This is a genomic window from Agrobacterium sp. rho-13.3 (assembly GCF_033957765.2).
Taxonomy (GTDB): domain Bacteria; phylum Pseudomonadota; class Alphaproteobacteria; order Rhizobiales; family Rhizobiaceae; genus Agrobacterium.
In genome coordinates this window covers 1,308,256-1,332,609 of the sequence record NZ_CP192775.1, presented here as the reverse complement: position 1 = coordinate 1,332,609, position 24,354 = coordinate 1,308,256, and the positions used below count along the sequence as shown (strand labels likewise).

The following is a 24,354-nucleotide window of genomic DNA, read 5'->3' as shown; positions in this document are numbered from 1 at the left end:
TAGATGATGCCTGAAAAAGATCGCGACGAGAGTTTCATTGTGGATTTTGTGGGCGGTGCCGTCGGCCATCGTTTGCGCTCCGGCGAAGGGCGCGGCCAAGCCCTGGCAAAAGCGGCGGGACTGAAAAAAGGCAAGCTGCCGAAAATCGTCGATGCCACAGCAGGCCTTGGGCGGGACTCGTTTTTGCTCGCATCTCTCGGCGCGGACGTCACGCTGGTAGAGCGATCACCAGACATGCACGCCATGCTGGCCGAAGCGATTGAACGTGCGCGGGCCAAGGGTGGCATCTATGAAGAAATCGTGTCCAGAATGACATTGCTGCACGGAGATTCGCGCACGCTTATTCCCACGCTATCACCCGAAGTCGTGCTGATCGACCCTATGCACCCGCCGCGTCACAATACGGCTTTGGTCAAAAAAGAAATGCGGGTGTTGCGGGAGTTGGTTGGTTCCGACCCGGACCAGACTGAACTTATGGAGGTTGCGCTGGCCCATGCCAGCAAGCGGGTGGTTTTGAAGTGGCCGCTGCGTGCCGAGCCAATGCCCGGCATCCGCAAGCCTTCCCATCAACTTCTTGGCAAAAGCACCCGATATGACGTGTTTATGATTTTAAACAATACGAACACAGAGCACTCCTAATCAGCGAAACGTCGGTTTTCGCTGCGCATTCATCAAGAGTTCGTGGCGGGAAGCAAAGTCCCCGAACAATGTGCGAAGACGTGCTTCTTCAGCCTCATCCAGCCGATAACGGTGGCAGAATTCGACGACGCTCTGAATTGGCTTGATCTCGGTTGCCTCGATTTCCCTGTTGTCTATGATTTGCATGACACTTTCCTCCGAACAAATTTCAACTGAGAAAAACGCGCTTTGAAACTGGGAGTTCCATCCAAATTTCGACCCGCAAAATATGAGAAGCGGTGAATTTACACGGCGTCTTCAAGTTTTGTTGAGAGAGGTGGATGAAACGAAAATGCCTCCCACATGTTTGCCGCCCGCAACAAACAAATGGAAGGGAGATCTATGCTCCGCGCTCAGCACCTGTTTACGACCACTGTTATTTCGATGCTCATGATCGCACCCATTGCTACGCAGGTCAGTGCGCAATCGAGCGGCCCCGCCGAAACAAAGCAGGCGAACGCGCCTGATCAGAAACCCGCATTCGAAGGACAGACGCGCGCGCCGCAGCCGGCCAAAATGCCGTCACTGCAAAAGACAGTGGTTGCAGATGATCTGCCGCAACTCTGGTCCATGGAAATTCTCCCGGATGGTCGAATGCTGGTTGCCGCCAATGCGGGCGCCATGCACATCGTAGCAGATGGAAAGGCAGGACCGGCTCTGGAAGGTGTTCCAAAGGTCGCCTCTGCCGGACAGGGCGGATTGCTCGACATCGCACTTGCACCCGATTTTGAAACATCCGGAATGATTTATTTCTCGTTCTCAGAACCGCGTGACGGCGGCAACGGCACCTCCGTTGCATCGGCAAAACTGGTCGAAAGCGGCGGCAAGGCTGCGCTGGAAAACACAAAGGTGATCTTCCGCCAGATGCCGACCTATGACGGCGACAAGCATTTCGGCTCTCGCCTCGCATTCGGCCCGAACAAGGAACTGTATGTCACGGTTGGTGAGAGGTCCGACAAGGAACCCCGCGTTCAGGCTCAAGACGTTTCCAGCGGGCTTGGAAAAGTCTTCCGCATCGATACCGAAGGCAAGGCTTTCGAGGGTAATCCGTTTATCGGCAAGGAGAATGCCTTGCCGGAAATCTGGAGCTATGGCCACCGGAACATGCAATCCGCTACAATCGACGGTGAAGGACGCCTTTGGACCGTGGAGCACGGCCCTAAAGGTGGCGATGAACTGAATCTGCCAAAAGCCGGGCTGAACTACGGCTGGCCGGTCATCACCTACGGCGTCGAATATAGCGGCGGAGCGGTTGGAGAGGGTGCCACGGCAAAGGACGGCATGGAACAGCCGGTTTATTATTGGGATCCGGTGATCGGTCCTTCCGGCATGGCCTATTATGACTCTGACGCCATTCCTGAGTGGAAAGGCTCGCTGATCGTCGGCGGTCTCGTCAGCCAGGGTATCGTTGTTTTGAAGGTGGAAGCCGACAAGGTCGTGTCCGAAGGACGCCTGCCGCTTGAAGCACGGATCCGCGATGTAAAGGTTGGCAGCGATGGTTCTGTCTATGCCGTGACCGAGCAGCGTGGCGGTGGAAAATCGCAAATCCTCAAGCTCACACCCGGCGCTTAAACATGTTTTCGGCGAAGCCGCCTCTTCGCGGCTCCGCTGTCGCCAATTCGACGGGCAAACTGGAACAGACGGGATTTTGACGCATTATTCCTCACGACAATGAGGAGCCAAAACAACAATGAACGAGCTTCCAATACGCATTCTGAACAAGGTCGGGCTTACCTATGTCAGCGATCAGGAACCCGGCATTTCCCGCTTGCGGCGCGGCAAAGGATTTTCGTATCGCATGCCCGATGGCATGGTCCTCTCAGACCAGGTCGAGATCAAACGGCTGAAATCGCTGGGCGTCCCACCAGCCTATGAAAAAGTCTGGATTTGCACCGACCCTACCGGTCATCTGCAAGCGACAGGGTATGATGCGCGCGGGCGCAAGCAATATCGATATCACCCCAATTGGCACGCCCTGCGTGGTGAAACGAAGTTTTATCAACTGAAATCCTTCGGCGAGGCGTTGCCCGCAATCCGGCGGCGCGCAACGTCCGACATCGCCAAACATGTCCATGGCGAAAACGTCACCCTCGCTGCCCTCGTACTGCTTCTGGATGCGGCCTATTTGCGTGTTGGCAACAAGACATATCTCGAAACCAACGGCACCTATGGCGCCACGACGCTGTTGAAAAAACACATTTCTTTTGGTGAAACAATCGAACTGCGCTTTGCTGCCAAAGGCGGACAACGCGTGAAACGAAAGCTCAAGCACCCACGTTTGCAGCGTATTCTCGAAACCATCGCTGACCTACCCGGCAAACAATTGTTCGTATGGCAGGACGCAGAAGGCTTCGTACATCCTGTCGATTCCAGCGCTCTCAATGCCTACATTTCAGAGATTGCGGGAGAAGGCATCTCGGCCAAAACATTTCGCACATGGGGCGGCACACTTGCAGCTTTCGGTTACGCCACCAGAGCGCTTGCCAGTGAAGAGCTGCCCACGATAAAAGGTATGTGCGAGGCCGCTGCCGAAGAGCTTTCCAATACGCCAGCCATCTGCCGAAAAAGCTATGTCCACCCGGCGGTACTGGACCTTGCGACGGAGGAAAAATCCGTTAAGCACTTGAAAAAAATCATGAGTATGGAAACAAAATCCATCGCCGGATTAAAAGCCGATGAGCGAAGGTTGTTGGACTTTTTGCCCTGAACTACTTCAGTGCCGCATCAACAATGACTTTTGCGGGATTGATAATTTCATAGGTGCAATGGAAGGCTGCTTCGGCAACGCGATACGTATCACTTTCATCGGTCGGCACCTGCACGATAGCATCGCCCGGCAGCGCCACCATTGGCTCATCCCAAGGTGCCCTGAAGTTGAACGGGCCAATGTCATCCGTGACGATGAAATAGCTCATTTCCACACCCTTCGGTTTGAAGGCGCTGTAGCCTGCGGCGTTGGCGTTTGAAAGTGGCTCCCCATAACGTGTCGAAAAATTGCGCGCTTTCACGAGAATTTCCTCGTTGCCGGTTTCTTCGCAGCGATTGCGAACAACCCAGTCGCCTTTTTCAGCGGGCTTGGAGCGAGTCTCCACCCCTTGTCCCTTGATGAAGGTGATAACAATTTCGCCCGGAGAGGCCGGGCGGGCATCCACTTCCTTGGTTTTTCTGGCGATGCCGACAAGGTGGCTTCTCTTGGCTTGCGCCATCAACTCAATCTGATCTTTTCTCGGCACGTCTTCCACCGCAAAAGCAACGGCGGGAAAAAGGACCGATATCAAAAAAAGTTTTTTCAAAAGCGTGATCGAAGCCATCTGAAATTCCGTTCAATGCGGCGGACAAGCAGGGTTGCAAGAGGACGACCTGAAAGTGCGAAACGGCGGTAAAAACCGAAGCTCACATAAACGTGAAACTTACAGATATGACGACAAAGGAAAACCACGCATTTTTAATGGTCGTTTTTAGCAATCATTTGTCTGCTTAATTCCTGTGCAGTCTCCTTGACGCACACATGCTTTGCAAATGGCGAACGTTCAGCTTCATGTCAGCTACGTGACACAAGCCCGTTTTCATATCGCCGATTTTTGCGCATGTGTGGTGTTCGCTGCACATCTGCCTGTCGGCACAGCGGGAAGATAAACATGGCATCCACATTTATAACAAACAGAAGCGGTCGCAGTGCAATCAAAAGGCCAGTTATCGGCAGCGTAACGCTCAGTATTCTATCAGCATTATACTTGTTGTTTTTTACAAATCACACGTTCTGGGCCAAGATTCACACCTATCTATCGCCGTATCCGGTTGCGATCTTCTCGCTTTACGTCGCCATGAGCGCGATATTTTCCGCAGTCTTCATTTTCTTTTCCGCAAAGTACATCACCAAACCAGTTTTTGCGGTGCTGATTATCATCGCCGCCGTATCGTCCTGGTTCATGGACCGTTTTGGTGCGATCATCGATAGCGATATGATCCGGAATGCTGCCGAGACCACAACCGCCGAGGCGGGAAATCTCATGACGCCGGGCTTTGCTTTACATCTTGCGATTTTCGCAGGCATTCCCATTGCCATACTCATCTTTATTCGTATCGATCATCGACCGATTTTCGGCAAACTGTTGTGGAATACGATCGGCATCCTGGGTTGTCTTGTGATCGCGGGCTCCATTGTCGCCGCAAATTCCAAGACATTTACCACTGCGGTGCGCCAGCACAAAGACATCGCGAAAACACTGAACCCGCTGGCTCCAATTTCGTCCACGTATCATTATGTCTCGCAGGTCGATCATGAAGCCAACCTCACGGTCACACCAACAGGCCAAGATGCAAAGGTCATGCCCGCATTGGGCGGCGTGACTAAACCCCGGATCACTGTCATCGTGGCGGGTGAAACAGGGCGTGCTGCCAGCTTTTCTCTCAACGGCTATGCTCGTGAGACGAACCCGCAACTGAAAATGCGGAATGTGACCTACTTCCCGAACACGACAAGCTGCGGCACGGCCACGGCCATTTCCATACCTTGCATGTTCTCCCGGTTCACACGCTCGGAATATAGCCACAGCAAAGCACTTTCGAACGAAAACGTGCTCGATGTTCTCGTGCACGCTGGCGTCGATGCACGCTGGTGGGACAACAATACCGGCAGCAAAAATGTCGCCGATCGCGTTCCCTATTTCGATCTGAACGCGACCCTGGATCCGAAATTCTGCCCGACCGGCGAGTGCCGTGACGATATTTTTCTCGACAGGCTGGACAGCTGGCTCGACGGCATAACGAAAGACAGTGTCATCGTTCTTCACCAGTTGGGAAGTCATGGCCCAACCTACCATCTGCGATACACGGACGAATTCAGGAAATTCACGCCGGATTGCCAGACGGCGGAACTGGCCAACTGCAAGGATTCGGAAATCGTCAACGCCTATGACAACACCATCCTTTACACGGACCATTTTCTTGCCAGTATCATCGACAAGCTGAAGGCACGGTCTGCCAAGCTTGCGACAGGTATGATTTACGCATCCGACCATGGAGAATCGTTGGGAGAAAACGGGCTGTACCTGCACGGCGCCCCCTACATTCTGGCACCCGCAGAGCAGACCCATGTGCCATTCATCGTCTGGTTTGACGATGATTTTGCCAAGTCGATGGGACTTGATGCGGCATGTCTTTCAAAAGAAGCCAAAGCTGGTGGTCGTTCTCACGACGACTTCTTCCACAGCATTTTGAGCATGATGAACGTCTCGACATCCGTTTATGATCCGTCTCTGGATGTTTTCAGTGGATGCAAACGCAGACCGGCTGCTTAGGATATACGACGCTTGACGGAACAAATCGCAAAGCCTACCCACTATCCTGAATTATCCGTAATCGGGTCTGGAAGTGAGGTAGGCTTGCGTGTTCTCCTTGTCGAAGACGACTATGTACTGGGTGAGGCACTTCGTGACCATGTGGCCGCAGCGGGCCATGCCGTAGACTGGTTCAAGACGGTTGCAGATTCCATCGCAGCGACGCAAACGGTGAGCTACGGGTTGATCCTTCTCGATCTAAGACTGCCGGACGGCGAAGGTCTTTCTGTGTTGCGGGGCTTGCGACAGAAGAACAATCCTACCCCGGTGATCATCCTCACCGCGCATGATCAGGTTTCCGACCGCATAGAGGGCCTGAACGCGGGCGCCGACGACTACCTTGTCAAACCGTTCAATCTGGGTGAGCTGACCGCACGCATGCTCGCAGTTTCGCGCCGTTATGACGGCAGATCAGCGCCGGTGGTGAAGTTACCCGGCATAGAAATCAATCAGATCGCCCGCAATATCGTCGTCAACGGCCAGGCATTGACGTTGAGCGCGCGCGAATGGGCCGTTCTGGACAAGCTGGTGGAAAGACCGGGTGCCGTTGTTTCCAAGGCGCAGCTGCATGAAACTCTCTATGAATTCGGTGCGGAAATCGAAAGCAACACCGTCGAGGTTTATGTCAGCAGATTGCGCAAGAAAATCGGCGCAGACAGAGTAGAAACGGTGCGCGGCCTTGGCTACACGATCAGGTAATGTCATGAAACGCAGCAACAGCATGACCCGGCGAATGGTGATTGCACTGACCAGCGTAGTTGCATTGTCATGGCTGGTCGCATCTGGTCTCGGCATCATGGTGATGCAGGACGAGTTTGCGGAGATTTTCGACAGCGGCGTGCAGGAAACCGCTGAACGCTTGCTGCCATTGATCGCCGATGATCTCAAGGAACGCAGCCCCGAGGCTGAACGCCGTCTCGTGCAACCGGTCAACGGACATGAGTACCTGACCTATCAGGTTCGGGACCGTGAAGGTGAGGTCTTGCTGCACTCCCACGACGGCGCCTCCGAGCCATTCGATGTTCCGTTGACGCCAGGCTTTGCCGATACGGCAACACAACGCATTTACACCGTCGGCACACCGGATGGTGGCCTTTATCTTCAGTTGGCAGATGCTTTTGCCAACCGACGCGAAGCGATTGTCGAGGCAGGAACGGCGTTAATTCTGCCACTGCTTCTGCTTATTCCAGCCAGCATGATTGCGGTTGTTCTGGTTGTCAGGCGCACGCTTGCGCCTATTCAGACATTGCGGGATGAAATTGGCAGCAAGGACAGCGGCAATATGGCCCCCGTGGATGCCATCCACCTTCCCGGCGAGCTGCACCCCATTGCCAGATCGGTCAATCTTTTGCTGGGACGCCTGCGGGCCGCGCTTGAATCAGAGCGAGCCTTTGCCTCGAATAGCGCCCATGAACTTCGCACGCCGATCGCTGGTGCATTGGCGCAGGCGCAGAGATTGCAAGCGGACATTCCGCCGGAATTTGCGCCACGCGTCCACCAAATCGAACGTTCGCTGTCTCATCTGGCACAACTTTCTGAAAAGCTTCTGCAAATGTCGCGCGCCGAAGCGGGGATCGGCGCTTTCGAAACCGAAGTCGACCTTCTGCCCATTGTCGAACTGGTTTTGGAGGATATTGGCCGTTCTGAAATAGGCGGCGGTCGCATTCGGCTGCATCTTGCAACCGATGGCAAGCTATCCGGCATGATCAATCCCGACGCATTCGGGATCGTGGTACGCAATCTGTTGGAAAATGCACTGGTCCACAGCCCCGAGGACAGCTTTGTCGATATTCATGTTGACGACAACAATGCACTTCGTGTCATCAACCATGGAGCCGTTGTCGAGCCGGCACTTTTGCCCAAACTGACCACCCGGTTTACGCGAGGCGCGACACAGGCAAGCGGCTCGGGACTAGGGCTCGCCATTGTAAAGCATCTGGTTGAGCGCATGAACGGCTCACTTGTTCTCGCATCTCCTGCCGCTGACCGCAGCGATGGTTTTGAAGCGAGAGTACTGCTCCCCAAGCTGTAAAAAGACGGGGCAAAAACATATGAAAGCCAAATCCTAAATTGCTTTCATATGCGCCGTATTCTATCAAATTCTATGCTTTACGACGTCCACCACCTGCCACTTCAAAAACTGATTTCGCCGTGCGTTCGCGCAACGGAAGCGCTGGCACGGTTGGATGAACGCATTTCCCGTTCGCCGCTCAAACAGGGTTTCCTGGAGCGGCAAGATTTTACCGATGCGGTGTCATCCCTTTGGGTCGATGGAGAACTGGTGCATATCGAAGATCTGGTTCTCCACGATGCGCATATGGATATTCGCGCGCCGACCCATGAAATGACCATCGCAAACCAGATTTTGCGGACACGCAGGCAGATCATTGGCAATGAACCCAAATGGGCATTGAGCACAGCTGGCCTGTCTCGTCTGCGTGGCGATGAAACAAAAGCTGAAAAAATGGTGACGTCACAGGTCACTATAAGCGATCCTGATGATGATGACGCCCCGTTGAGCGACGAACTTTCCGAAATCGACAAGCTGATTGCGCGCAGCTCTGCAACTTTGGACTCCATCGCGACAGAACAAAGGCATTCACAATCGTCCAACACAGATACGATCATCCGCGACCCAGACTGGAACGAGGACGAGAGGCTGGATGCATGGAGGGCAGTCTTGAAGGCCACCAACGGCCTTCCTCCAACACTGCGCGCCGCGATCGCGCTCGATGCCTGGCACAGACTTGAGGTTCTACAGCGAAGCGCATGGCTTGGACGACAACTTGCGGCAGGACTTTTGAGAGAAGAGATGCTTACCCTTGCCCATCTCACCGCCTTCAATATCGGCTTACGCGCCATCCCTCGTGAACGCCGACATGCACCCGGTCAGACTGAACGGCTGATTGCTTTTCTGGACGGCGTCCACGAGGCAGCAACTCTTGGCATGAAAGAACATGATCGCCTGCTGAATGCCAAAAGCCGCATGGAACGGCGGTTGGTGGGAAGAAGATCAAACTCGCGTCTACCAGACCTCATCGCGCTCGTTCTGGCACGTCCGGTCGTGTCCACATCGATGATCGTCAAGGCCTTAGGCACGACACCGCAAGGCGCAGTCGGCCTCGCCAATCAACTGGAACTGCGCGAAATGACAGGGCGCGGACGTTTTCGAGCGTGGGGCGTGCTGTAACGCCGGTTTTCAGCGCGAGTACGTCTTTGCTCTCAATGAGAAAATTCTGTTTCTGAAGCATGACAATTTGCGGAGCTGAATACCTGCTCTCTTATACCTTGCTTCGCATACTTGCCCGGTACTGTTTTGGGCGCATCGAAAATCGCTCCGAAAATGCCTGATAAAAACGGGACACAGAACCAAAGCCGGATTCGAAAGCCACATCTGTAATCGACAGATCAGTTGCGATCAGCAGAGATTGGGCGGTATCCAGCCGGTGCCGAATAATAGCCTGATTGATCGTCATGCCCACGGCGCGCTTGAACACAGACATCGCATAATTGGGATGCAGCCCCGCATCTCGACCTACATCATCGGCAGAAACATCGTTAAGCGCATTTTCGGCAATGTAGCGCAACATGCGCTCCACATGTTCGATCCGTTCGCTATCGTTCATGCCGAGGCTTGCAATAGCCGAGCCCTCTTCCCGCAAATCACGCCATCCGTCGCGCTCGATACGCAGTACGCGGGCGCCCAGTTCATTGCGAACGATTTCGATCAGGCCTTCATCTCCTGAGCGCAACTCATCGCGCCAACGCTGGAAGATTTCGTTGTCATACGAACGCAACTCCAGCGCCTCGATCATAGCACCGCGAAAAACCGCGTCTCTAAATCGTGTGAGGCTGGCGAGACCGAGAAAGAAGGACATCGGCACATAAAGACAGACAAACCGCGTGCCCTCGGCGCGGGCAATCACCTGATGCGGAATCATTCCCCAAAACAGGCAGAGGCGCCCCTTGTCGATCGTCAGTTCGCGCCCATCGAACCAGTAGGTCATCTGGCCTTCAAGAACGAAATTCAGCTCCACCTGGCTGTGCATGTGCGGGCCGGGCATGAGCTGAACATAAGATGCTTCGCCACCGCAAAAGCGATGATCCCCGAAAACAACCAGCGGATGGCGGGGGTCATGATTGGGATGAACCGGCACCGATTCATCCTGCGGAATAGGCTGCAACGCCACCATAAACTTAGAATCCTAGAAAAAATACCCGAAAACTCGGTAGATTATTGCGGGTTTCAAGACAATGATCAATACGAACTATTATTCACGCTCATGACGTGCGCGCAAAATTCGGCACTCGTCACGGGCAAAGCATAACGGTCATAGGGAGGAAAACATGACCCTTTTGAAAAGCCTTAGCGGGCTTGCGCTTTCTGTCGCGTTGTTCTCATCTGCCTTTGCAGGCGAGATCACCATCAATTCGGATCATTCCGATCCCGTGCCGAAGAAGGCGATGGAAGAGCTGATTGCAGACTTCCAGAAAGCCAATCCGGATGTGACGGTGAAGTGGAACAACTTTGACCACGAAGGCTACAAGTCTGCCATCCGCAACTTCCTGACCGCCGATGCGCCCGATGTCGTTGCCTGGTATGCGGGCAACCGCATGGAGCCTTTCGTCAAGGCTGGCCTGTTTGCTGACGTAACGGACGTATGGGACGCCAATAAACTCGGCGATCAATTGAAGTCCGCCTCCCCCTCCATGACCATCGAAGGCAAGAAGTGGGGCGTGCCCTACACCTATTACCAGTGGGGTATCTATTACCGTAAGGATATCTTCCAGCAGCAGGGCATTACACCGCCAAAGACATGGGCCGAGCTTCTCGCTGCCTCCAAGACGCTGAAGGATGCGGGCATTACGCCATTCACCATCGGCACGAAGGCACAATGGCCAGCCGGTGGCTGGTTCGATTACCTCGACCTGCGCGTCAACGGGTATGATTTCCACATGCAGCTGACATCCGGCAAGGTGCCTTACACCGATCCACGTGTGAAAGCCGTGTTTGAAAAGTGGGCCGAGCTGGTCAAGCCGGGCTATTTCATTGAAAACCATGCCGCCATTGACTGGCAGGATGCCGTGCCACAACTGGTGCAGGGCAAGGCCGCCATGTATCTGATGGGCAACTTTGCAGTGGCAACGTTCAAGAACGGCGGATTGAAGGAAGAGCAGATCGGCTTCCTGCAATTCCCTGAAATCACCCCCGGCATTCCGGTTTCTGAAGAAGCACCGACCGACACGTTCCACATTCCGGCAGGTGCGAAAAACAAGGAAGACGCGAAGAAATTCCTCGCCTATGTTGCCTCTCCTGACGTGCAGTCCAAAATGAACGCAACGCTTGGCCAGCTGCCTGTCAACAACAAGGCGGAAAAGCCGAAGGACGTGTTCCTTGCGGAAGGCTTCACGATGCTCTCCAACGCGCATGCGCTGGCGCAGTTCTATGACCGTGATGCACAGGCAGAAATGGCAAAGGCAGGTATGGAAGGCTTCCAGGAATTCATGGTCAAGCCAGACAAGATCGACGCCATCCTCGCACGTCTCGAAAAGATCCGCGCCCGCGTCTATAAATAATATCTGATCCTCCCAGCAGCGTGTGCCGTGAACGCATCGTTCACGGGACACGGTCGCAATTCCATTCTTTTTTTTAAAAGGTGCCGCGATGAGCAACACCGTTTCACTATCGCCCAGTTTCTGGAAGCGAAATCAGCAAAAGCTAGCGCCTTTGTTGTTCCTTGCGCCCGGCATGTTGATGTTCGTCATCTACGTACTGGTGCCGATCTTCGAATCGATCTGGATCAGTTTTCATGACTGGGACGGAATGGGCGATATGGCGTGGATCGGCCTTGGCAATTATGCCGAGCTGCTTAACGACGACACCTTTTACGTCGCCCTGAAAAACAACCTCATCTGGTTGGTGTTTTATCTGCTGTCCATTCCGGCAGGCCTCGCAGTAGCGCTGTTTCTAAACCAGAATGTGCGCGGCATAAGGCTCTACAAGTCACTGTTTTTCTTCCCGTTCGTGATCAGTCAGGTCGTCGTCGGCCTGATGTTCACGTGGTTCTATGCACCGGATTTCGGGCTGTTTTCCAAGCTGCTGGAATGGGTGACCGGCCAACAAATCGCAATCCTCGCGGATGAGCGGTTTGTAACCTACGGCATCATCATCGCAGGCCTTTGGCCACAGACTGCCTATTGCATGATCCTGTATTTGACCGGCCTTAACAACATCAATTCCGAGCAGGTCGAAGCAGCGCGCATGGACGGCGCCAAGGGCTTTAAGCTGTTGTGGAACATCATTCTGCCGCAGCTCGGGCCCGCGACGTTCATCGCCATGGTCGTCACCGTCATCGGTTCGCTGCGTTCCTTCGACCTCGTTTCGGTCATGACGGCTGGCGGCCCTTATGGCTCCAGCACGGTCCTCTCCTATTTTATGTATGAGCAGGCGCTTTCAGAATATGGCTTCCGCATGGGCTACGGCGCGGCCATCGCCGTCGTGCTGTTCATGATCATGATGGTCTTCATCTCTCTCTTTATCGTGCGCATGCTCAGCCAGGAAAGGAACTCCTGATGTTCCCCGCACCCATTCAAACAGCATCCCCCCTGATCCAGCGGGGCTATAAAATCTTGCTGCCTGTGGCGCTCATTCTCTGGCTTCTGCCATTGATCGGCGTTGCGCTGACCTCCATCAGACCCGCTGGCGATTTTGCCGCTGGCAATTATTTCGGAATTCCATCCGGCTTTGCAGGGGTTGAAAACTACACCGCGGTCTTCCGGGATTCCCCGATTGGTCTCTATATTCTGAACTCGTTCAAAGTGACGATCCCCACCGTCATCGGTGCAGTGGGACTGTCATGCCTCACCGGCTTTGCGCTGGCGGTTTACAAGTTCAAGGCCAATCTCATCCTGTTTTTCATGTTCGTTGCGGGCAACTTCATCCCATTCCAGATTCTGATGGTGCCGGTGCGGGATATGACGCTGCGGGCAGGTCTGTATGACACGACACTCGGCCTTGTGTTGTTCCATGTCGCCTTCCAGACCGGATTTTGCACGCTGTTCATGCGCAATTTTATCAAGGGCTTGCCCTTTGCACTGATCGAATCCGCCCGCGTCGAGGGCGTGTCCGAGTGGAAGATTTTCCGCCACATCGTTCTGCCCTTGATGCGCCCCGCCATTGCTGCACTGTCCGTTCTCGTCTTCACCTTCGTCTGGAATGACTATTTCTGGGCAACGGTTCTGGTGCAAGGCCAGCACGCCATGCCCGTCACCGCCGGTCTTTATGCGCTGAACGGCCAGTGGGTTGCCGCATGGCATCTGGTTTCCGCCGGGTCGCTTGTCGCGGCACTGCCGCCAGTTCTGATGTTCTTCCTGATGCAAAAACACTTCATTGCTGGCCTCACACTGGGAGCGACCAAGGGATGAGCACAATACTCACAATCGGCAAAGGCCGCTTTGCGCTTAGCCTTCGCTTGCCTCCATTCGGAATGCCGGAAATCCTGTCCTTCGGGGCAGAAGCCGTTGCTACGGATGCCCTTTTCGATATCGAACGTTCCAGCCGTGTGAACGGCATGGATATCGCCGTGCCATCTTCGGTACTGCTGCCAACTGGCGGCCTGGGTTTTTTCGGCTGGCCTGCGATATCAGGCCACCGTCAGGGGCGCGATTTCACGCTTCAATTCGGGGAGTGGACAGTTGCAAATGAAGATAAGATCACGACACTGAAAGGTGTGGATCGGATTGCAAAGATCGATATCGCAATCATTTTGACCACACACGACACGGGCCTGATTTCGAGCGCGACAGTTCTGACCAATCGTGGCGACACGGACTATCAGTTGGACCGCTGCATGGCCGCAACCTTTCTCGCACCCGCTGGCGAGGTTGAACTCACCAGCTTCACCGGCATGTGGGGACGCGAGTTCCAGACACGCCGGGAGGTTCTCGGCAATGGCGTATGGTCGCAGGAAAGCCGTCGCGGTCGCACCTCGCATGACCGTTTTCCGATCCTCTTTATCGAAGGCGCCGGCCAGCGTTTCGGCGTCACTCTAGGCTGGAGCGGCAACCACCAGATTGTCATCGACCGCACGGATGATGGCCAGCGACTGATCCATCTGGGAGAACTGTTCGAACCAGGCGAAATGAACCTTGGCTCGGGCGAAAGCTATAGCAGCCCTGTTGCCTATGCGGGCGCGGACACAGAAGCATTCCACGCTTTCGTTCGTGAAGAGCTTGTCACGTGGCCGGGCGGCACGATGTCACCGCGACCTGTTACGCTCAACACCTGGGAAGGCAATTATTTCGACCACCAGATGGATTCGCTTCAAGCTCAAGCGACGGCTGCGGCTGACCTTGGCATTGAACGTTTCGTTCTGGATGATGGCTGGTTCGGCAAGCGTGATGATGACACGACCAGTCTTGGCGATTGGGACATCGATGCCCGTAAATATCCCCACGGTCTGACGCCACTGGTCGATCACGTTACCGGGCTTGGAATGCAGTTCGGCATCTGGTTCGAGCCGGAAATGATCAATCCCGTTTCGGAGCTTTATAAGGCGCACCCAGACTGGGCGTTGCAAATCGAAGGCCGTCCGCTTCTGGAATCCCGCACGCAACTGGTGCTGGACCTGACAAGACAGGACGTGTCCGACTATCTGTTTGCCAAGATCGACGCCGTTCTGGCCAACCACGCTGTTTCCTATGTGAAGTGGGATATGAACCGCGATCTGACCCACGCGGGCGGTCGCGACGGCAAAGCGAAGATCGCCGCACAGACCCGCGCCGTTTATGCGCTGATGGACCGCGTTCGCGCCGCTCACCCCAATGTCGAGATTGAAAGCTGCGCATCGGGTGGTGGGCGTATCGATTTTGGCGCGCTGAAACGCACCCACCGCGTCTGGACATCGGATTGCACCGATGCGCTTGAACGGCTGGAAATTCAGCGTGGCGCAACGATGTTCGTGCCACCGGAAATCCTCGGAAGCCATATTTCCGCATCACCCAATCACCAGACAGGTCGGCGTCACACGCTTTCATTCCGCGCACTGGTGGCCATCGCTTACCATCTGGGCGTCGAGCTGAACCCGCTGGAATTGGCAGACGAAGAGCGTGCCGAACTCAAGCTTTATATTGAAACCTATAAGCGCTTGAGAGGTCTGTTTCATGCGTCTGGCTCTGGTTTCCGGCTGGAACCTCTGGATGGTCGTTATGTCTGGGGTGCGGCCAACGCGGAGAAAATCGTCGTGATCGTCGCTCAAGGCCCGCAGATGGTGGGCGAACAGCCAGCACCTTTGAAGCTGCCGGACAGCGTGACGAAACTCGGCGGCACATGGAAAATCACCAACACGCTTCCGGCACAGCCGGAATTCATTCGTATCTCCGAGGGGCAGACAAAGCTGCTGTCCGGCGACATCAGTTTCGCGCTTTCAAGTGCTGGCCTTGCAGGCCTGCCATTGCCGATGCTGAAGCCGGAAAGCGCACTGCTCCTTGAACTGGAACCTGTAAAGGGAGGCAAAACCCATGGCTGACGTAAGCCTGCGCAACGTCAAGAAAGAGTTCGGCGCACTCAGCGTCATCAAGGGCGTGGATCTCGACGTCAAGGACGGAGAATTCTGCGTTTTCGTCGGCCCATCCGGCTGTGGCAAGTCCACGCTGCTGCGGATGATTGCCGGTCTTGAGCAAATCACATCCGGCGCGCTGTCGATCGGTGGACAGGACATGACGAAAATCGGCCCGTCAGAGCGCGGCGTGGCCATGGTCTTCCAGTCCTACGCCCTTTATCCACATATGAGCGTGGCTGAAAACATCGGCTTCGGCCTGAAGATGACCGGTCATTCCAAGGACATCATCGCGGAGCGCACGGCAACCGCTGCCAAAATGTTGCAGCTTGATGCGCTTCTTCAGCGCAAGCCCGGTCAGCTTTCCGGCGGTCAACGCCAGCGCGTTGCGATTGGCAGAGCCATCGTTCGCAACCCGGAAGTTTTCCTGTTCGATGAGCCGCTCTCCAACCTCGACGCCGCCTTGCGCGTTCAGATGCGCAGTGAGCTTTCCAAGCTGCATCAGGACCTCAAGGCCACGATGATTTATGTGACGCATGATCAGGTCGAAGCCATGACCATGGCAGACAAGATCGTGGTGTTGTCCGCCGGAAAAATCGAGCAGGTGGGAACACCCCTCGAGCTTTATCACCGTCCTGCCAACCTCTTCGTTGCGGGCTTTATCGGTTCGCCGAAAATGAACTTCTTGAAAGTTACGGCAAAGGCGGAAGGCAGCAAAATCAACGTCGCGCTTCCGGGTGGCGTATCGCTTCTGCTAGATGCCCCGGATGGTGCGACGATTTCCGATGCCACTTTTGGTGTTCGCCCGGAACACATCAGTGCCGCCGGTGAAGGCGATGTCGTCATCGAAGGAACGGTGCGGCTTGCGGAATATCTCGGCTCGGAAACGCTGTTCTTCGTCACGCTTGCTGATGGCTCGGACATTTCTGTCAAGGCTGACGGTCTGGCCAGTGCCAAACCCGGTGACACGCTGAGGCTCGGCATCAATGCCAAGTCCTGCCATCTGTTCAACAAGGATGGCCATGCCGTCATCAACGGGGATTTGACGCGATAATGCTGGGTGTATGTTATTATCCGGAACACTGGAATGAAGAGCGCTGGGCAGACGATGCCCGCCGCATGCGTGAATTGGGCATTTCCTTCGTGCGCATCGGTGAGTTCGCTTGGTCCCGTTTGGAGCCCTCGCGCGGCAATTTTGATTTTGGCTGGCTGGACCGCGCCATGGATGTGCTTGCCGCCGCAGGCCTGAAGATCGTGCTTGGCACACCCACCGCCACGCCACCAAAATGGCTGGTGGATGAATATCCTGACATTCTGCCCTATGACGAGCAGGGCAAAGTGCGCGGCTTCGGCTCCCGCCGTCATTACACATTTTCCTCCGACACATGGTGGCGCGAAAGTGCGCGCATCGTCGAGATCATCGCCAAGCGTTATGGCGAACACCCCGGCCTCGTCGGCTGGCAGACGGACAATGAATATGGCTGCCATGACACCACCCTTTCATGGGGCGCAGAAGACCTGAAATCCTTCAAGCGCTGGCTGCGGCTGCGCTACCAGTCCACCGAGCAATTGAATGAGGCTTGGGGCTCGGTTTTCTGGTCGATGGACGTGAACAGCTTCGACGAGGTTTTTCTGCCGAACCTCACGGTTACAGAAGCCAATCCTGCCACGCGGCTCGATTTCTGGCGCTTCCATTCCGATCAGGTCGCCGCCTATGACAAAATGCAATGCGATATCCTTCGCAAGCATTCGCCTGATCGCTGGATCACCCATAATTTCATGGGCTTCGTGTCGGATTTCGACCACTTCAAGGTGGCCGACAATCTCGATCTGGCATCGTGGGACAGCTACCCCATCGGTTTTGTCGAGAAGTTTCCGTTTACGGAAGACGAGCGCAATCGCTGGGCAGAAACCTCCCATCCCGATATCGCCTCCTACCACCACGATCTCTATCGCGGTGTCGGGAAAGGCCGATTCTGGGTGATGGAACAGCAGCCCGGCCCGGTCAACTGGGCACCGTGGAACCCGGTGCCGAAGCCGGGAATGGTCCGCTTGTGGACGTGGGAAGCGCTTGCCCATGGTGCGGAGGTCGTCAGCTACTTCCGCTGGCGTCAGGCACCGTTTGCGCAAGAGCAGATGCACGCCGGCCTCAATATGTCCGGTCTGGACGAGCTTTCCCCCGGTGGAATGGAAGCGCAGCAGGTTGGCGAAGAACTCAAGGCGATTGCTGCGCTGCCTGAAAGCGGCAAGGCACAGGTCGCCCTTGTCTTCGACTATCAGAGCTACTGGACAACGATGATCCAGCCGCAGGGCAAGGATTTCCGTTACGAAGAACTGTGCTTCCGCTGGTACGAAGCCCTTCGCCGTCTCGGTCTGGATATTGATTTCGTTCGTCCGGGCAATTCGCTTGAAGGATACGCTCTGATCGTCGTGCCGTGCATGACGGAAGTGGACGTGGCGACGGAAGCAGCGCTTCGCAAAGCCACCGGCCAGATTCTGGTTGGTGCACGCACCGGCTCTCGCGACCGCAATTTCGTCATTCCCCACAACCTCCCGCCGGGTCCATTGGGCGAACGCACGGGCAACCGGGTCATTCAGGTTTCCACTCTGCGCCCCGGCCTATCGGACGCGGTGGCTGGAGAGGTATCCGGCGCAGCAATCCGTTGGCGTGAAACCGTGCAGACCACATCGAACGTTCTGGCGCATTTTGCGAACGGCGATCCGGCTTTGACGGAAAACGACAATATGCTCTATCTGGCCTGCTGGGCAGATGAAGCCCTGCTGTCAGACGTAATCGCCCTCGTAGCCCAGAAAGCTGGTCTCGATACGATTGCCTTGCCGGATTACATCCGTATCCGCCGTCGCGGCAATCTCACCTTTGCCTTCAACTACGGTACTATGGCATGGAGCATTCCAGCAGGTGTGACACTGGTGCTTGGACGTGATGTGCTTGAACCACAGGCCGTCTCGGTGTGGACAGCCTAATCGCGACTGACTGAAATAAAAAAGGCTGCATTTCCAACGATAACATTGAAAATGCAGCCTTTATCCTGAACACATTGGAATGTTACGACGTAATTGCTGCCCTGGCGTTCATTGCACCACCGCATCGCGGGGAAGCCTGATCATCGTCGCAATATTGTCGGTCTGGAAAATCCGAACCGCATCCGCTTGGAGAGTTTGCACGTCAAGCCGATCAGCAATGCCGCGCATCGTTTGCAGATATCGCGCATCGTCGTACCGCCGGTAGCTGAGCGCCATTCGCCGCAGCCAAAGGTTTGGATCATCCTGCTTGCTGTGTTCTGCAAACACAATATCCGCCCGCACCCGGTCTATATCCGCACTGCGCACGATCTCCGGCATGCGCTCAAAAACGCGCAGCGCTGCATTCTTGAGTTCATCTGCGCGCTCCGGTTCGCAATTGAAAGACAGAACGCCTATTGCGCGATTGGTGTCGGGATCAAGACGCAGCTCGAACTTCGTGCTGTAAACGCCACCAAGCGTTAGCCGCAGTTCGTTTTTCAACGCCTGTTGCGCGATAGGCGTGAGCGTTGAGACCGCAAATGCCTTTTCAGGTGTCCACTCCATGTCCGAGAAGAAGGATATGTCCACCTGCGCACGGTCTTGAGACATCGTCTTGACCGTGGCCGTGTGAGTACCGCCCCGCTGCAACGCCGCATTCGCCGTCACCCCTTCGCGTCGCGAAACTGCGCCGATAACGCCGCCAAAAGCGTCGCGAATTTCAGGTCCGGGCTTTGGTCCAACCGCAAACCAGGTAACAGGCTGGGCGAGCAAATGGCGGGCGGCATCTTCAAGCTGCTGTTGCTTGATATCTTTCAATTCTTCGACCGCCGAAATCGCATGGTCCTCGCCATAAAGCAACTGCGCATAATCATCGGGTTCAGACCCTGGCACACTCTCACTCTTTCGCAGTCCCAATGCGTCCAGCGCATCCTCTCTCACGAGACCGAAGGCAACCGTTGACGCATAAGCGTTCAACATTTCCGGCAGGTGTTTGGGGAGCACGGCGATTCCTGCATCAAGCGACCCAGCCTTCAGCTCGAAACTCCATGAGGCGGGTTGCGCCTTGCGCCAGCGGTCATAATCATCCTGAGACCAGAAGCGGTATCCGCTCTGCGTCCACAATTGCACGCCAACCTGCGAGGTGGCACTTCCAAACTCGGCATTCTGGAAGCCGGGATGGGATTGGCCAGAAAGATAGATTTTTCCATCTGCATTATTGCGCGCAAGCCAAACGACCTTATCGCCATTCGACAGCGTCCACTCACTAATATCGAGATTATCGGCGATCTTTTCAGAGACAATTCGGCCGTCGCTCGACAATTGCGCGTCCTGTGGCCATGCGGGAAGCGACGCTTCCGCTCTTTCTTTTGGCGCGTCTTGAAGCGCTGCAAGTGCAGGCAAGGTGGCAAGTTTCGATAAGGTTTCTCGCCGCGACATAACATCTTCGACCTGAGGAAGCTGAACATCCGCATTCCCTCCAGCCTGAAACAAAACAACCTGATCAGATGCGCGGAGCATTTGGCGCAAAGTTTGATTGAGAGTATCAATTGTCATGCGGTCGAGCAGTTCGCGTGTCCGAAACGAACGTTCCTGTGGGCTTTCCAGTACCGCGCCCATCAAAATGGCCGAGGTAATCTTGTCTTCCCACTCGGCAAACGTCCGGCCGGACGCCGCTTCGATATTGTTTTCGTTTATTTTTCTGGCGGCAGCAATCTCTCGCTGCACAGCGTCCGGCGCGAGGCCTTCCCGCCTCAATCTCTCGATGACCTCCATAAGCGCGTCCAGAGAGACATCATGCTGCGTGGAGCGGGCATTGAAAGCCAAAATCAGGCGCTGTTCAGTGGTTTCCTGCGCCACGAACCCTAAGCTTCCAGCAGATTTGGCATAATGAGGCGCGAGCGCCTGTACGCGATCACGAATGAGCTTCCACAGAAGATATTTTTGAAGATAGGCGAATTGACCCTCTGTAGTTGCCCGCGCTGGCATTTCGGTCCGAAACGCATAGGTAACCTGCGAGGTCGAGCCTTGCGCATCCTGCACAAGCCCAACCTTGAGTTCATTATCCAGCGGCAGAATGACATAGGATCGGTCTGGAGGCATCTTTTTCGGCGCAGACCCGAAAAGACGAACGATTGCTGCTTCGGCAGCGGATTGATCTATCCGCCCGGACACGACAAGCGACATGTTGGATGCAACATAAAAACGCTGATAAAACGCCTGAATATCCTCAATGGTCGTCGCTTTGATGGTTTCTTCCGTTCCGATCGTCGGGCGGTCGACATAGCGCGAACCAATGCGAAGCAGTTCCTTCTTCTGTCTGTTGACGCGGTCCGCAACACTGTTGCCCTGACCCAACTCCTGAAGAATAACCGAACGCTCTTTCTGCCAGTCCGCATCAAGCAATTGCGCACCAAACGCCATATCGGCCACCAACGTGAGAGCGCCCTCTATATCCAGCGCATCTTCCGGCCGGGTCCGGATCATGTATTGGGTTTCTGTCTCGCGCGTTACAGCATTGACCTGCACGCCGGTACGCCAGCCAATCTGCTGGAAATAACGATGCAAAGTTTCCGGATGCGCCTTGGTGGATTGAAAAACCATGTGCTCCAAAATATGCGCTACACCACTCGGCTTATCCTCATCCACAGAGCCGGCATTGACGATCAGCCGGATGTTAAACGGCTCATCGGTTTTGCCACTATCATAGAGATAATAGGAAAAACCGTTGGGAAGCGTACCGTGCCTTACGCGCTTGTCCCATGTCATATCATCCCCCCACGCAGGCGGAGATATGAGCGCTGACAGCAGCAAGCAGAACAAGGACACAATGAAAGAACGTCTATCACGTGTAGACATGACGACCTTATAACCGGCAAAGATATGCATGTTTAAAATGCCGCCTTCGCGCCAACCCATACGGTGCGTCCGATAACCCATGGATTTACGGTGCTGGCGGTCGCGTTACCAGCATCGTCAAACAGGTTCAACACCTTGAAATTCAGAGCAAGATTTGTGTCCTCTTTCTGATAGACGACATATCTCGCGGAAAGATCGACGGTGAAAGTGGGGCTGAAATTAAAATCCTCCCATATGGTATGGTTGATCCCACTCACTGTGATACCCGTTTCTGTATCTCTCACGCCCTTATAGGCAAAGTTATAGTTGCCAGAGAGATCAACGAAGAGGCGCTCTTCGAGCCAAGTTGTCGAAATGCCCGTCTGAAAACGCAAGGGGATATCCAGATTGCCGGTCACAACATTGAAACCTGCTTTCGTATAGGACGTATCGTTGTACCAAATATTATCATCTTCATAGTCATCTTCATAATAACTATCACTTGAAACCTTGGATTTAGACCAAGTGATCGACGTGTTGAATGTAACACTATCGAGTTTCGGCACAGAACCTGTATCGAATTGCTTCGAATACTCCGCCGTTGCAGACTTATAGGTGCCAGACGCATCGTTTGTAAGAGTATAATAATTGGCGTTCGTTTTATCGGACGCGAACTGATCTTTTGCGAAACGATGGAGATAACGCAGGCGCCAGTCGCCGCCAATCAACGGATCTTTGCCGGAAATTCCTAAGGTAATTTCATCATTGTAGGGCGTCTTGAGATCGGCTGCGATCGTTCTGTACGGTGTAGGAGGAGCGCCCACGGTCCAATTATCGCTAACGACCCCTCCTGTCGCTGCAGTTCTGGTGGAAGTAACCTGTCTTGGCTGCTGATCGCGAATTGCGAAGGCCAGACTGTTGGCATTATAATAGCGGTTGAAGCCGGCGGAAAATGAAAGATCGTTTCCGGGTGTGACGGTGCCCACAATGCGAGGCGCCACGTCCAGATTGTTCATATAGTCATTATAAGAGAAGCGCGCGCCCGCTCTCAAATTGAACCAGTCCCACGATTGATCAATTTCCGCATAAGTGTTGAACTCATTCAAAACTGCACTGACATCGAAAGCTGGACGGGTAACCCTTGAGCTGGCGAACATATCTGCATTGCATTCCACGACAGTATTGCAAACATAGTTGGACGTGCTGGAAAGCGGTTGGGCTGTATAAGCCGCGTAATACGTCACCTCTTCAGGTCGACGGCGCCTTGCCTCGGTGTGAGTATATTCTCCACCCAGCTTGAATGAACCATTTCCAATATCGCCATTAATATCCTGAGACCAGCTTGTCTGGTCTTGAGACTGCTCTAAGTCTCCCAGAGCACCATAAAAGCAGTTTGTATAGGCAGTAATACCGGCAATACGTTGGCACCAATCGGAAATTGAATCTATACGATTACTGCCCGTTCTTATAACTCCGCCAACATTTGCGTTTGAATCGTTCATACTCTTGGAACGACTGTAACTGAGCTTGGACGTCAGCTTGACGTTGGAGATTTCAACGCCGCCAATGCTGAAATCTTCGAACTCGTAATCGTTCTGGATTTTGGATGTGAATGAATCTTTCGCAAGATTGATATTCATGTCGCGCCATCCGGCGCTTTCCCAAACCATGTTGTAGTCAGTATAGAAACCTTCAACGGTGAACGTCCCCAGGTCTGTATCAGCTATCACCTGCCCCCGATAAAATTCGTTAGCCGAGTCCTCTTCAATCATGCCTCCCTCCACATATTGTGGATATTTGGCCTTATGCGTTACAGCAGTTTCTTTGCTGTACTGCCCAAGAACTGCAATATTTTCTGTTATCGGGCCTGAAACGGACACAGACAGGCGACGCTTTAGAAACTCCTGCTCAGCAACGTTATTTGGATTAAGGCCTGTCGTTGTGGCGATGTGATAATTCGCCCAGTCGCTTGTGGTGTATTCTGTGCTGACACTGCCGGAAAGTTTCTTCCTGTTCGCATCTTCCAACCTGTATGAAACCACACCGCCCTGAAAGTTGCCGTACTGAGCCGAGGCGTTGCTGTCGATCACGGTTGCTTCGGACAAAAAATCCCCAGGAACATAAATTGTCTGGGAGTGTAGACCGTACATTCGAGCGTCATTCAGCACCAGAGTGTCAGTTAGAGTATCAAAGGAAGCTGAACCGTATCCCTCCTGGGTTCCCGTAACATCGTTGATAGCAATCCCGTTCAAGATGAAGTTGTTTTCGTAAAGACGCGCGCCTGCGATCGAAACCTCGCGTGGACGCAGATCGATAACACTGAGGTCCGTCACACCCGCATCTTCCGAAACATCATTTTGGTACTGTATGTTCGGAAGGTTGCGCAGAATGCCATTGGCGTCGTTGCCCTCCACACGCGCGGCGATCTGCCCGCCGGAAATCGTACTTGTGCCGGTGTCGGCAATGCTGCTCGTTCCAAGCGCGACGCCGCTGCCTGCCGACTTGACGGTGATTGTTTCAAGGACGGTAGAACCATCTGCTGAGTTCGTCTGGGCCGCCGATGCTTCGATGAGTGAAACGGTGCCTGCGCCGGTCACGCGAACGGTGATGCCGGTGCCGGAAAGCATGGCTTGCAACGCAGCAACCGGCGCGTAGTTGCCCGCAATCGCGGTCGACTGTCGCCCTGCCGTCATCGCGCTCTGATATCCCAACTGCCAGCCGGTTACGCGGGCGAAAGCGTTCAATGCGGATGCCAGAGACTGCGACGGAATGGAAAAATTGACCTGTTCAGAGGCCGAAACTATGCTTCTGTTTGCTTGGGCAGATGCGGGGTCTGTGCCAGCAAGTGCAATTTGAAATGCTGTTGATACCAAAAAAAATGCCGTGCGTGTCGCCCACCGACCGTTCGCCCGAAATGCCAT

18 protein-coding genes are annotated in these 24,354 nt (G+C 54.5%); 13 read left to right on the top strand and 5 right to left on the bottom strand.

Annotated elements, in window-relative coordinates; translation table 11 throughout:
- The first annotated feature begins 6 nt into the window (after positions 1-6).
- Positions 7-639: a class I SAM-dependent methyltransferase gene (locus tag RMR16_RS20980; protein WP_320197552.1), complete on the top strand. Its 633-nt coding sequence runs from the start codon at positions 7-9 to the stop codon at positions 637-639.
- On the opposite strand, the gene RMR16_RS20975 is transcribed toward RMR16_RS20980, so the two are convergent.
- Complete coding sequence (locus tag RMR16_RS20975) at positions 640-825, bottom strand: hypothetical protein (protein WP_320197551.1); 186 nt, start codon at positions 823-825, stop codon at positions 640-642.
- 237 nt (positions 826-1,062) lie between these two features.
- Between RMR16_RS20975 and RMR16_RS20970 the strand changes: the two genes are divergently transcribed.
- Positions 1,063-2,250, top strand: a complete 1,188-nt coding sequence (locus RMR16_RS20970; RefSeq protein ID WP_413785939.1) for a PQQ-dependent sugar dehydrogenase — start codon at positions 1,063-1,065, stop codon at positions 2,248-2,250.
- Positions 2,251-2,368: 118 nt separating this feature from the next.
- Positions 2,369-3,385, top strand: a complete 1,017-nt coding sequence (locus RMR16_RS20965; RefSeq protein WP_320197549.1) for a DNA topoisomerase IB — start codon at positions 2,369-2,371, stop codon at positions 3,383-3,385.
- Position 3,386: 1 nt separating this feature from the next.
- Here RMR16_RS20965 and RMR16_RS20960 read toward each other — a convergent pair whose 3' ends face one another.
- The gene (locus tag RMR16_RS20960; RefSeq protein ID WP_320197548.1) at positions 3,387-3,989 is read right to left on the bottom strand and encodes a hypothetical protein; all 603 of its coding nucleotides are present in this window, start codon (positions 3,987-3,989) and stop codon (positions 3,387-3,389) included.
- Positions 3,990-4,316: 327 nt separating this feature from the next.
- Here RMR16_RS20960 and RMR16_RS20955 point away from each other — a divergent pair, with 327 nt between their 5' ends.
- The 4 genes from RMR16_RS20955 to RMR16_RS20940 all read left to right on the top strand — a co-directional run bounded on the left by RMR16_RS20955 (position 4,317) and on the right by RMR16_RS20940 (position 9,207).
- Positions 4,317-5,978, top strand: a complete 1,662-nt coding sequence (locus tag RMR16_RS20955; protein WP_320197547.1) for a phosphoethanolamine transferase — start codon at positions 4,317-4,319, stop codon at positions 5,976-5,978.
- An 84-nt stretch (positions 5,979-6,062) separates the two neighbouring features.
- On the top strand, positions 6,063-6,716 hold the full coding sequence (locus tag RMR16_RS20950) for a response regulator transcription factor (RefSeq protein ID WP_320197546.1): 654 nt from the start codon (positions 6,063-6,065) through the stop codon (positions 6,714-6,716).
- A gap of 4 nt (positions 6,717-6,720) precedes the next feature.
- Positions 6,721-8,049 (top strand): sensor histidine kinase, encoded by a 1,329-nt coding sequence (locus RMR16_RS20945; RefSeq protein ID WP_320197545.1) that lies wholly within the window; start codon positions 6,721-6,723, stop codon positions 8,047-8,049.
- A gap of 72 nt (positions 8,050-8,121) precedes the next feature.
- The gene (locus tag RMR16_RS20940) at positions 8,122-9,207 is read left to right on the top strand and encodes an RHE_PE00001 family protein (RefSeq protein ID WP_320197544.1); all 1,086 of its coding nucleotides are present in this window, start codon (positions 8,122-8,124) and stop codon (positions 9,205-9,207) included.
- Between the two features lie 91 nt (positions 9,208-9,298).
- On the opposite strand, the gene RMR16_RS20935 is transcribed toward RMR16_RS20940, so the two are convergent.
- Positions 9,299-10,210 carry a helix-turn-helix domain-containing protein gene (locus tag RMR16_RS20935; protein WP_320197543.1) on the bottom strand — a complete coding sequence of 304 codons (912 nt, stop codon included), beginning with the start codon at positions 10,208-10,210 and terminating at the stop codon, positions 9,299-9,301.
- A 154-nt stretch (positions 10,211-10,364) separates the two neighbouring features.
- Between RMR16_RS20935 and RMR16_RS20930 the strand changes: the two genes are divergently transcribed.
- From RMR16_RS20930 to RMR16_RS20905, 6 genes are all read left to right on the top strand, one after another.
- Positions 10,365-11,594: an ABC transporter substrate-binding protein gene (locus tag RMR16_RS20930; RefSeq protein ID WP_320197542.1), complete on the top strand. Its 1,230-nt coding sequence runs from the start codon at positions 10,365-10,367 to the stop codon at positions 11,592-11,594.
- 88 nt (positions 11,595-11,682) lie between these two features.
- Entirely contained in the window at positions 11,683-12,591 is a 909-nt protein-coding gene (locus RMR16_RS20925) for a carbohydrate ABC transporter permease (RefSeq protein ID WP_320197541.1), read from the top strand.
- The gene (locus RMR16_RS20920) at positions 12,591-13,442 is read left to right on the top strand and encodes a carbohydrate ABC transporter permease (protein WP_320197540.1); all 852 of its coding nucleotides are present in this window, start codon (positions 12,591-12,593) and stop codon (positions 13,440-13,442) included. Before RMR16_RS20925 ends, RMR16_RS20920 begins: the two co-directional genes overlap by 1 nt.
- The gene (locus RMR16_RS20915; RefSeq protein ID WP_320197539.1) at positions 13,439-15,544 is read left to right on the top strand and encodes an alpha-galactosidase; all 2,106 of its coding nucleotides are present in this window, start codon (positions 13,439-13,441) and stop codon (positions 15,542-15,544) included. The genes RMR16_RS20920 and RMR16_RS20915 overlap by 4 nt, the downstream gene beginning before the upstream one ends.
- Positions 15,537-16,628 (top strand): ABC transporter ATP-binding protein, encoded by a 1,092-nt coding sequence (locus tag RMR16_RS20910; protein ID WP_320197538.1) that lies wholly within the window; start codon positions 15,537-15,539, stop codon positions 16,626-16,628. Before RMR16_RS20915 ends, RMR16_RS20910 begins: the two co-directional genes overlap by 8 nt.
- Entirely contained in the window at positions 16,628-18,559 is a 1,932-nt protein-coding gene (locus RMR16_RS20905; RefSeq protein WP_320197537.1) for a beta-galactosidase, read from the top strand. Before RMR16_RS20910 ends, RMR16_RS20905 begins: the two co-directional genes overlap by 1 nt.
- A gap of 108 nt (positions 18,560-18,667) precedes the next feature.
- Here RMR16_RS20905 and RMR16_RS20900 read toward each other — a convergent pair whose 3' ends face one another.
- Together RMR16_RS20900 and RMR16_RS20895 are read right to left on the bottom strand one after the other, a co-directional pair.
- Complete coding sequence (locus RMR16_RS20900; protein ID WP_320197536.1) at positions 18,668-21,364, bottom strand: M16 family metallopeptidase; 2,697 nt, start codon at positions 21,362-21,364, stop codon at positions 18,668-18,670.
- Between the two features lie 122 nt (positions 21,365-21,486).
- The gene (locus RMR16_RS20895; protein ID WP_320197535.1) at positions 21,487-24,354 is read right to left on the bottom strand and encodes a TonB-dependent receptor; all 2,868 of its coding nucleotides are present in this window, start codon (positions 24,352-24,354) and stop codon (positions 21,487-21,489) included.

Bases quoted from the DNA above. Each gene is read 5' to 3' on its own strand.
- RMR16_RS20910 (WP_320197538.1), top strand. From the start codon at position 15,537: ATGGCTGACGTAAGCCTGCGCAACGTCAAGAAAGAGTTCGGCGCACTC.
- RMR16_RS20920 (WP_320197540.1), top strand. From the start codon at position 12,591: ATGTTCCCCGCACCCATTCAAACAGCATCCCCCCTGATCCAGCGGGGC.
- RMR16_RS20925 (WP_320197541.1), top strand. From the start codon at position 11,683: ATGAGCAACACCGTTTCACTATCGCCCAGTTTCTGGAAGCGAAATCAG.
- RMR16_RS20975 (WP_320197551.1), bottom strand. From the start codon at position 825: ATGCAAATCATAGACAACAGGGAAATCGAGGCAACCGAGATCAAGCCA.
- RMR16_RS20900 (WP_320197536.1), bottom strand. From the start codon at position 21,364: ATGACATGGGACAAGCGCGTAAGGCACGGTACGCTTCCCAACGGTTTT.
- RMR16_RS20935 (WP_320197543.1), bottom strand. From the start codon at position 10,210: ATGGTGGCGTTGCAGCCTATTCCGCAGGATGAATCGGTGCCGGTTCAT.
- RMR16_RS20945 (WP_320197545.1), top strand. From the start codon at position 6,721: ATGAAACGCAGCAACAGCATGACCCGGCGAATGGTGATTGCACTGACC.
- RMR16_RS20930 (WP_320197542.1), top strand. From the start codon at position 10,365: ATGACCCTTTTGAAAAGCCTTAGCGGGCTTGCGCTTTCTGTCGCGTTG.
- RMR16_RS20965 (WP_320197549.1), top strand. From the start codon at position 2,369: ATGAACGAGCTTCCAATACGCATTCTGAACAAGGTCGGGCTTACCTAT.
- RMR16_RS20895 (WP_320197535.1), bottom strand. From the start codon at position 24,354: ATGGCATTTCGGGCGAACGGTCGGTGGGCGACACGCACGGCATTTTTT.
- RMR16_RS20915 (WP_320197539.1), top strand. From the start codon at position 13,439: ATGAGCACAATACTCACAATCGGCAAAGGCCGCTTTGCGCTTAGCCTT.
- RMR16_RS20980 (WP_320197552.1), top strand. From the start codon at position 7: ATGCCTGAAAAAGATCGCGACGAGAGTTTCATTGTGGATTTTGTGGGC.
- RMR16_RS20905 (WP_320197537.1), top strand. From the start codon at position 16,628: ATGCTGGGTGTATGTTATTATCCGGAACACTGGAATGAAGAGCGCTGG.
- RMR16_RS20960 (WP_320197548.1), bottom strand. From the start codon at position 3,989: ATGGCTTCGATCACGCTTTTGAAAAAACTTTTTTTGATATCGGTCCTT.
- RMR16_RS20955 (WP_320197547.1), top strand. From the start codon at position 4,317: ATGGCATCCACATTTATAACAAACAGAAGCGGTCGCAGTGCAATCAAA.
- RMR16_RS20940 (WP_320197544.1), top strand. From the start codon at position 8,122: ATGCTTTACGACGTCCACCACCTGCCACTTCAAAAACTGATTTCGCCG.
- RMR16_RS20970 (WP_413785939.1), top strand. From the start codon at position 1,063: ATGCTCATGATCGCACCCATTGCTACGCAGGTCAGTGCGCAATCGAGC.